This window comes from Schlesneria sp., assembly GCF_036405755.1.
GTDB lineage: Bacteria > Planctomycetota > Planctomycetia > Planctomycetales > Planctomycetaceae > Schlesneria > Schlesneria sphaerica.
Map to the genome: position 1 here is coordinate 1 of NZ_DASWWZ010000071.1, position 2,986 is coordinate 2,986.

The 2,986-nt window shown below is 57.6% G+C and carries 3 protein-coding genes; all 3 read right to left on the minus strand.

All coding sequences use genetic code 11. From position 1 onward, the window contains the following. Nucleotides 1-435 precede the first annotated feature (435 nt). Nucleotides 436-1,473 carry an aminoglycoside phosphotransferase family protein gene (locus VGE80_RS02465; protein WP_440591554.1) on the minus strand — a complete coding sequence of 346 codons (1,038 nt, stop codon included), beginning with the start codon at nucleotides 1,471-1,473 and terminating at the stop codon, nucleotides 436-438. Continuing rightward, on the minus strand, nucleotides 1,470-2,090 hold the full coding sequence (locus VGE80_RS02470; protein WP_440591555.1) for a haloacid dehalogenase-like hydrolase: 621 nt from the start codon (nucleotides 2,088-2,090) through the stop codon (nucleotides 1,470-1,472). The genes VGE80_RS02465 and VGE80_RS02470 overlap by 4 nt, the downstream gene beginning before the upstream one ends. Nucleotides 2,091-2,177: 87 nt before the next feature. Further along, nucleotides 2,178-2,986: zinc-binding dehydrogenase (locus VGE80_RS02475; RefSeq protein ID WP_440591556.1), on the minus strand; the 809-nt coding region annotated here is incomplete at its 5' end.

Genomic DNA, 2,986 nt, shown 5'->3' on the forward strand with positions numbered 1-2,986 from the left:
CTCCGCAACCTGGGCTTCCAACTTCGCCACGCGATGCAGCAAAGCCGCTACCTGCTCTTTGAGTAACGCAACATCATCCATGATGCTCAAAATTTACCAAACCCTGGCCACTGGAAAAGCCCAGAATAGCTTAACAGTTACATTTCGTCGAAATCGGGTTCAAACTCATCTCAGCCCGATCTAAGCCTGAGTGCAGCAACAGGTCATCCGCTGCAGACGTGAAGGTGACCGTTTCTCTCCCGAAGATGAACTTGAGATCGATGACCGTTATCACGCTCTGCGTGGCGTTACCCCGTTCCCCAGAAATTCAGCCGGTGAGTTAGTAAGAAGTGCGACACTTGTGCAATCGACCACATGAAGATGGGATGCAGACACGATCAGAGGTACGCTTTAGCGGTCCTGAATTGAGTGGCCGCTCAATTTCTTCGCATCAACTCAACTTTGAAATTCTTCGAGAGACGCCAGTCGCTGTCTGGCTCGAGCGAACTGTTCGGCTTTTCGCGATTCCGTAATCGGCGCCGTCTGCGAGAACTCGCGGCGGCGGCGATCCTGCGCAAGGAATTCATTCAATAAAAGGCAGCACCATTTGATTCCGAAAACGGGAAACAAGAGCTCGACCCGGCGTTCCACTTCTCCCCACAGCTTACGATCCGAAAAGACGTGCAGCAGTTGCGATTGATACTGGAGCGGGACGGGAACCTCTGGCTGCAGAAAGTAATCACAGACCAGTTTTGCAGGATCGTCCCACCCGGCATACTCAAAATCGAAGAACCGCAGCCGGTCGTTTTCCGTGAGGAGCGCGTTGTGAAAGCCGAAATCCGACGGTGACAGACACCGCGACGAACGAGGTAGAAGTTCCTCGAGTTCCGTTTGTGTAACGCGACTCTTCACACGCGAGACGAGCTGTTTCCAGCGGGGCTCCAGTTCTCGCTCGCGCCAGTCAGCGAGGGACTGGCTGAGGTCATCGTTCACGGGAACCGCCGCCAGGCGGGAAATTCGTCGTTCGACGCAGTCGAGATGTTCCGTCAGTGAGAAACAGGCTTCTGCAGCAGCAGGAATCTTGGCTGCCGCAGGACTGTTCCGGTGCTCGTTAATGTCAGCGACGAAGCTTGCTGACTGTTCGACATGTCGTACCGTGAGTTCGCTGGCGTTCAGTTTTCGACCGTCGAGAAATTCCGAGAGTGTGGCGTGCCGTGACCGATCAAAGGCCAATGGTTCGGGCCCCCATCGCACCCCGCACTGCCAGCAGAAGGTGGCCCACTCCCATTCTCTTTCCGCCCGATTCCACCCCTGATTCTGGTCGTGAAAGTAGTGTTTGAGTAACCACGTACCCCGAGTTCCCCGGACGCGAAACGTTCGATTGTTTCGGCCGCCGGTCAGGGGCTCGAGCGAGACCGGATCGTCCTCTCCGCATTGCTGCAGCAGGGCGTGTGCAATCTCCAGATCGAGCGGGGCGACAGGGGGTGGTGTCATGATTTCTCGGTGCACGGGAAAAGCGATGTCGCGTCGTTCCACGCCTTCAGTCGGAGAATACCGGAGGGCAATTGGGACTGCTCGGTGTGCGGGTCGAACAAGACGCGCTGGACACCGACCGGGAAACGGGGCTCGGTCAGAAGTTCGATCAGATCGTCGATGAACCAGTCGCAACCGGCATATGCGATGCGCTGCAATTTCTCTTCTTTGGTCAGTTCAAAGTAGACGTCCTGAAACAGGGATTGCTCTGAATTCGGGTTCCAGAGCCCCTTCTGCAAAAGCCAGGACTGCGCGGCGGCATGAAGATCGACGGGGGATCCGGCGATCGGGGTTCGGGTCTTGTGACTGATGAGAACCAGTTCCGCTCCCCGCTCGTGCAGTTCCTTCAGTGCCGCCAGCATCCCTGGGAAAGGATCTGCTTCCAGAATCCGACTGCCGTACGCCAGCCCCTGAAGCTGCGTCCATCTCTCTTCGAGACCTCGTCGTCGCAGGTGATCACGGACCGCGTTCTTCCTGGGTGGAACAGACTCATCAACAAGACCCTGCTCACTGGCCAGTTTCCAGAAGAGTTGATCGTAGCAGACCAGCGTATTGTCAAAATCGATGCCGATTCTCATACGTCTACTTCAGGAGGAGGGTCAGGGCCGGGCGACTGTGATGGCAGCGGAAATCGCTGCGAATGGGCCCGCACGATGCGCTGAGCGTCAGATGCGTGACAGGTCAATCAGGGGACGAGGTACCAGCCCGGCTTCGAGGTCATTCAGGGCGTCGTTGATAACTGACAAGGGGTACTGTCTGGCCAGGAGACTCTGCAGCGGCAGTTTCCCGGCGAGCAGCAGTCGCTGATATCGAGGGAAGTCTCGATCAGGGACGTTGTCGCCTCCCCAGGTCCCGATGATTCGCTTTCCCTGATTGAGCTGACGTGGGTCGAGTTGCCACGATTCCCCCTGCGGTGCATTTCCGGCGACGATTGCGGCTCCACCTTGAGCCCGTACCGATTCGAGAGCCTGCTGCATGACGGCAGCTCGTCCCGTGGCTTCGATGGCGATATCGACGCCTCCCGGAGAGATCGCCATGATCGATTCTACGGGGTTGGTTTCTGTAACGCAGATCGTGTGAGACGCACCCAGCTCGCGCGCGAGATCCAGCTTGGACGGAAGCCGGTCGATGGCGATCAGGGGTGTGGCCCCACTGGCGCTGGCTGCGGCCAGGGCAGAAAGTCCGATTCCTCCAACGCCGAAGATAGCCACGCTCTGGCCTGTTCGAACGTTGGCCGTATTGAAGACCATCCCTGCGCCCGTCGGAATGGCGCATCCCAGTAGAGCGGCCAGATCAAAGGGGAGGCCTTGGTCGAGCTTCGTCAACCGGTTTTCACTGATCACAGAATAGCGGCTGAATGTCGTGATCCCCCCCGCGTTCACCTCTTTGCCATTCCACTGGTATTTGGTCCCCGGGACATCTCCCCCGCTCCCTTTGATCCACGACAGAACGACATGGTCTCCGGGTTGGACTC

Excerpts from the sequence above, each read along its gene's own strand:
- VGE80_RS02465 (WP_440591554.1), bottom strand. The coding sequence starts at position 1,473 with ATGACACCACCCCCTGTCGCCCCGCTCGATCTGGAGATTGCACACGCC.
- VGE80_RS02470 (WP_440591555.1), bottom strand. The coding sequence starts at position 2,090 with ATGAGAATCGGCATCGATTTTGACAATACGCTGGTCTGCTACGATCAA.